This window comes from Metabacillus niabensis, from assembly GCF_902829255.1.
GTDB classification, from domain to species: Bacteria; Bacillota; Bacilli; order Bacillales; family Bacillaceae; genus Metabacillus; species Metabacillus niabensis.
Genome location: NZ_CADEPK010000409.1, coordinates 1 through 5271, shown reverse-complemented (window position 1 = coordinate 5271; position 5271 = coordinate 1). Strand labels below are relative to the sequence as shown.

The window sequence follows — 5271 nt, the reverse complement described above, 5'->3', positions numbered from 1 at the left end:
GCTTTTTATCTCTACACCATTTATTGCCTGTGTCGCAAGTTTATCAGCCTCATTATTTTCTTTTCTAGAAACTGGCTCATATTTAGGTGTAATTTGACATTCTTTCAATTTATTTTCTATTTTATCCAGCCATGTTGTAAATTCCGCTTCATAGCATGGCCATTCGCCTGCAAGCTGATTAAGAACTACTTGAGAATCACCTTTTATTTTCACTTTTTGCTTTATTATTTCATTCTCTTCGAGGAGATTAACTAAAAAAAGACATGCTGCATATTCTGCCTCATTATTTGATGTAAGCCCTTCTACCCTTTCATTCATTCGGATACGATATTGGTTTCCACTTTGTGTATAATAAATAACTACACCAAAACCAGCAATTCTCGTATCCTTTTGATATCCTCCATCAAAATAGGCTATGACATCATGAGGTTCATCCTTCACGATATCTCTAAATTTTTTTAATTCTTTTAAAGTCCAGCTTCCGCCATCCTCCGAAAAAATTGATAACTCTTTTGCCCTGCCAGTTTGAACAAAATCATCAGCAAAAGTGATTGCTTCATTTAATGAAAGATAATCTGTATAGAGGTTAGTGCGATGCTTTCTTTTCGTTTCGTAAGTCCACTCTATTTTATAATTCAATTACGTCACTCCTAGAGTAAAATCAAATTATCAGACAGCTATTTCTTTATTTTAAGCATTTTCTAAAAGATTGTTGTTTTGGCACCAATTTATTGTAGCGAATTGCGTGATTCCTACATAGATGAGTGTGACAAGTTTTTGTTAAGGTGCTAACAAAACGGTAACTTAATAAAAAGATACAAAATTTAAGAAAGCAAAGAGCTATTCTTTCTATTATCTAATGTTATCAATATGTTATAATCATATTCGATTTCCCTTAGCATTTCTCTTTATATTTTAAGCATTTTTTTATTTTACCATCGATTTCATTTAAATTAAACATTAAAAACTAAGGAGAGGTATTGTTGCATGATTGAAGTGTATATAGATGGAGCTAGTGCGGGTGATCCTGGAAAATCCGGTGCTGGCGTTTTTATTAAAGGAAACGGCAATAATGAACAGTATTCTTTACCACTTGGAATTATGACTAATCATGAAGCAGAATTTCACGCTTTAATTAAAGGATTAGAAATATGTCTCCAAAAAAAATTTAAAATTGTTTCTTTTCGAACAGATTCACAACTTGTTAACCAAGCATTTGAAAAACAATTTGTAAAAAATAAGGCATATGCCCCATTATTAGAGGAAGTAATAAAACTGTCAACACAATTTGAGTTATTTTTTCTTAAATGGGTTCCTAGTAGTGAAAATAAAGTAGCTGATCAACTTGCGAGAAAAGCTATTTTACATCAATAGATACTAAAAATAGAAAGACGTGACATCATTGAAAAAAACAATTGTAGCAGATAGCTGCTTATTATTCGTGGCGTTTATTTGGGGTGCGACATTTGTCATTGTCCAAAATGCAATACAACTCCTACCACCAAATTTATTTAATGGTATTCGGTTTTTCATTGCAACACTAATATTAATGATTTTTATGAGGAAAAAATCACACACACTTTTTTCTTTTCAACTTCTAAAATCGGGAATATCTTTAGGATTCTTTTTATTTTTAGGGTATGGACTGCAAACGGTTGGATTATTATACACAACATCATCAAAATCAAGCTTTATTACTGGTCTTAGTGTGATGATCGTGCCATTGCTTTCAATTTGGCTTTTACGAGAAAAGCCAAAATTCGTGATTTTTCTCGGTTCCATTATAGGAGCAGCTGGTCTTTATTTTCTTACTGTCGGTGATATTGAAAATATGAATATCGGTGATGTCCTCACTTTATTATGTGCAGTCGCATTCGCTTTACATATTATTTTAACTAGTAAGTATTCAGGGAAACATAAAACATTACCATTAACAATTGCTCAATTAGGAACAGTATCGATTTTCAGCTTTATAAGTTCTTTTCTTTTCGAAAGAAGCACACAATTTTCTTTCACAAATATTTTTAATAAGGAGGTTATCATTGCATTAACTATTACTTCTATATTTGCGACAGCTCTAGCTTTTTTTATCCAGACAACTTTTCAGAAACATACTTCAGCTGCTAGAGTAGCATTAATATTTGCAATGGAACCCGTCTTTGCAGCAATAACTGCGTATGTCGTGATCGATGAACGATTAACTCAAAATGGGTTAATTGGATGTATATTTATTTTTCTTGCTATGATTGTAACAGACCTACCTGATTTTAAAAAAATCAAGGGATTTTTAATAAAACATAAACCTAGTATGTAAGATACCTCTGGTTCTCCAGAGGTTTTTTAAATGATATTTAACTCCTCAAGATGTTTTTTTGCTTGTTTTTTATTTGCGATGTTTTCTTGCTTAAACTTTTCTAACAATGATATAAAAAATGCGCCATCAAATTCACGTTGAATTTTTAATGTCAATTCTAAAGCGATAATGACTACTTGATCCGTTGATCCTGTATAGTTTTTACCAAATTCGATAAACCCAAACTCCTCGATTCCAAATGAAAAACCTTTTGACGATAAATAATCAATATACTCTGTAAAAGATTTAAACGTTTTACTCAACCTTGTTCCACCTATCATAATAAGGATATATTCTTATCATATCGAAAAATGTCGGTAGATTCTATCATTTTTTACCTAGGATGTATTAACTAAAAAAGGGAAATAATTATAATGGAGGTGTTAGAGATGAGTAGTAAAAACAAGGGGAATAACCGTGGGAAGGTCGCTCATGGAGTCAACCCTCAAGGACATGGTGACGATGTTGAGTTTTCAACTGAACCAAAAAGTAAATTAGAAAATGCTGCAAAGAAAAAAAATACAAAGTAAAAAGAGGCATTAAATTGCCTCTCTTACACTTGTTATATTCTTCAAGAGATTTTGAATCCCTTTTAATTCGTGATCTTCAATCATCGAAAATGCTTTCTCTTCGTTAATTGTTAATTGCGCATTTTCTAGGTTACATTCTATCGGAGCTTGACAATTAATTTCAGCAAGTTGTTTTGAAAGATGAAGCATTTCTAAATCATTTTCAATTTTAGTTCTTTGTCCCTTTGTTAATTCGTCTATATTGTCTAATAGCGATGAAATTGATTTATATTTTGAAACAAGCTTATAGGCTGTTTTTTCCCCTATCCCTTTTACTCCTGGGTAATTATCACTTGAATCTCCCATTAAAGCTTTTACATCAATAAGCATTTCTGGCTCAATTTCAAATTCCTGTTGGAATAATTGCTTTGTGTAGTGTTTATAATTGCCAATCCCTTTTTGAAATATGAGAACATTTACTTGGTCATTTAATAGTTGAAGAATATCTCTATCACCTGTTAGGATGGTAATTCTCATATCAGCCTCAAATGTTTTAGTAAGAGTTCCAATACAATCATCCGCTTCATAGCCTTCTAGACCAATGTTCGGAATATCCAAAGCTTTAACAACTTCTTTTGCTAAATCAAATTGTGGTTGTAATTCTATTGGTGCTTCAGGTCGATTTGCTTTATAATTTGAAAAAATATTGTTGCGGTATGTTTTGCTCCCCATATCCCAACAGCAAACGACATGGCTTGGTTTTACATATTCAATTGCAGCTATGAGATGCTTTAATAGGCCGTTCACTGCATTTGTTGGTATCCCTTTACTGTTTACCATAAAGTTTCCATAAACAGATGTTGCAAAAAATGAGCGGAAAAGTAGAGCCATTCCGTCTACGATTAATAAATGATTGTCTTCTTTAAGCATTTTTTTCTCCTCTCTCAACTAACTCTACTATTATCATATCATATCTCATCATATAATTAGGTGGAATTTCAATCCAACCATTCTTTTCATTTTTTAAAAATCAGAATGACGTGTCTCGTATTTCACATCTTATATCGTAAAGCGTTATTGCTAGAGTTTAACATACTCTGCTCTAATAAGAAAACATACATACAACAAAAAAATCCACTACCGTTTATAATTACAAACGATAGTGGATTGTACGTCATTAGTCTTCTTTTTTTTGATTGCTCATTTTCATCGCTTCATGCTGAGCATAGGATTCAAACTCTGTATTAAAACCATTTTTCTTCTTTTTATTATTGTTACGTTGAGCGTTTGCATTTCCAAGTTTGACACGTCCCACTAAGAAATCACACCTTTTGATTTTTTTGTTTTGCTATGTTAAACATTGTTGTTGATTTCCGCTACAGATATTCGCTTTCCGCGAGCGGTCCGGGAGCTCCTATAATCTAAGCGACTGTGGGTTATCCTTTTGAGACGCTTATCTAGCAAGAGTCTCATGTTTCCGTTCCAAATCAACGATAAATCTGCAAGGTCAAATTGGATATTCAACCTTGTTTTATCTTTCCCCTCTCAAGTAACGTTCACTCCTAAATTGAATTAGAAATTGTTAGATCCATTTATTTTCCATATTTACGTCTTACAAATTCCTGAACCATTTCCTTTGTTACTAACTTTCTTGTAGGTACAATTCCTTTTGAAGCTAAATGATTTATTTCCGTCGTTACTTGATTTATTTTATTCACCTCAAAGGGAAGAGAATTTAAACATAATTGAATCGCTTCTTCAATATACGCCTCACGTTTTGCCTCTAATTTTAAAAATGATTGAATATGCTGATGCTGCTTTTTACTGTGCTGAGAAATTGCTTCATGCACATTACTCATTATGGCCACCTCTTTTTTTCATTAATTTTTTAACGTGTTCCTTCGGTTCCCAGCATGAAAAGGAATAGGAAGGTTTCGTTTCGTACAATAATCTGTTGCAAATGTATTTCATCTTGCTATTACTTCGAAAGGCACGAAAATGAATACATGTCGCACAAACATGATACGCGTCTTTCTTCATCTTCTCTCCCCATTTCATTTTTTCATGCTGATTTCTTTTTCACATACTATCTTATAAATCATTTCAAAGTAATTGATTGTTTATTAGGAATTAAAGCACCCAATTATATTTGTAAAAAAATCACGTGAATTGATTGTATCATAATAAATTCATGAAGATAGAATTGTTATGACATTTTTTATTTGATTTTCCTGCAATTTTAGTTGTTCAATATCCACAGAATCAATCGCAAATAATGCATTATAGCCTTCGTCCACTTGGTTATCAATTGACTTTAGAAGTTGTTCCAATTGTTTTTCTACAACATTTTTATAATAGACGATAAATTGTTCTTGATAATCATTTAACGCTAGCTGAAAAGGATCCTGA

General features: G+C 32.2%; 9 protein-coding genes. 3 read left to right on the top strand and 6 right to left on the bottom strand.

The genetic code is table 11. From position 1 onward, the window contains the following. On the bottom strand, positions 1–639 hold a 639-nt coding region (locus HU235_RS22915; protein ID WP_174881714.1), incomplete at its 3' end, for a reverse transcriptase-like protein. 348 nt (positions 640–987) lie between these two features. Between HU235_RS22915 and HU235_RS22910 the strand changes: the two genes are divergently transcribed. Continuing rightward, positions 988–1374, top strand: a complete 387-nt coding sequence (locus HU235_RS22910; protein WP_095301311.1) for a reverse transcriptase-like protein — start codon at positions 988–990, stop codon at positions 1372–1374. A 28-nt stretch (positions 1375–1402) separates the two neighbouring features. Next, positions 1403–2314, top strand: coding sequence for a DMT family transporter (locus HU235_RS22905; protein ID WP_095301312.1), 912 nt, complete (start codon positions 1403–1405; stop codon positions 2312–2314). A gap of 26 nt (positions 2315–2340) precedes the next feature. Here the strand turns inward: HU235_RS22905 and HU235_RS22900 are convergent, their stop codons facing one another. Beyond that, positions 2341–2616, bottom strand: coding sequence for a DUF6123 family protein (locus tag HU235_RS22900; protein ID WP_233452391.1), 276 nt, complete (start codon positions 2614–2616; stop codon positions 2341–2343). 126 nt (positions 2617–2742) lie between these two features. Between HU235_RS22900 and sspL the strand changes: the two genes are divergently transcribed. Next, complete coding sequence (gene sspL / locus HU235_RS22895) at positions 2743–2883, top strand: small, acid-soluble spore protein L (RefSeq protein WP_095301314.1); 141 nt, start codon at positions 2743–2745, stop codon at positions 2881–2883. 9 nt (positions 2884–2892) lie between these two features. Here the strand turns inward: sspL and HU235_RS22890 are convergent, their stop codons facing one another. The 4 genes from HU235_RS22890 to HU235_RS22875 all read right to left on the bottom strand — a co-directional run. Next, positions 2893–3792: a 5'-3' exonuclease gene (locus HU235_RS22890; protein ID WP_095301315.1), complete on the bottom strand. Its 900-nt coding sequence runs from the start codon at positions 3790–3792 to the stop codon at positions 2893–2895. A 247-nt stretch (positions 3793–4039) separates the two neighbouring features. Continuing rightward, on the bottom strand, positions 4040–4177 hold the full coding sequence (locus HU235_RS22885; RefSeq protein ID WP_095301316.1) for a hypothetical protein: 138 nt from the start codon (positions 4175–4177) through the stop codon (positions 4040–4042). 277 nt (positions 4178–4454) lie between these two features. Continuing rightward, positions 4455–4721 (bottom strand): YpbS family protein, encoded by a 267-nt coding sequence (locus HU235_RS22880; RefSeq protein ID WP_145582360.1) that lies wholly within the window; start codon positions 4719–4721, stop codon positions 4455–4457. Between the two features lie 330 nt (positions 4722–5051). After that, the coding region (locus tag HU235_RS22875) for a hypothetical protein (protein ID WP_174881713.1) at positions 5052–5271 on the bottom strand (220 nt) is incomplete at its 5' end.

Excerpts from the sequence above, each read along its gene's own strand:
- sspL (WP_095301314.1), top strand. The coding sequence starts at position 2,743 with ATGAGTAGTAAAAACAAGGGGAATAACCGTGGGAAGGTCGCTCATGGA.
- HU235_RS22890 (WP_095301315.1), bottom strand. The coding sequence starts at position 3,792 with ATGCTTAAAGAAGACAATCATTTATTAATCGTAGACGGAATGGCTCTA.
- HU235_RS22880 (WP_145582360.1), bottom strand. The coding sequence starts at position 4,721 with ATGAGTAATGTGCATGAAGCAATTTCTCAGCACAGTAAAAAGCAGCAT.
- HU235_RS22910 (WP_095301311.1), top strand. The coding sequence starts at position 988 with ATGATTGAAGTGTATATAGATGGAGCTAGTGCGGGTGATCCTGGAAAA.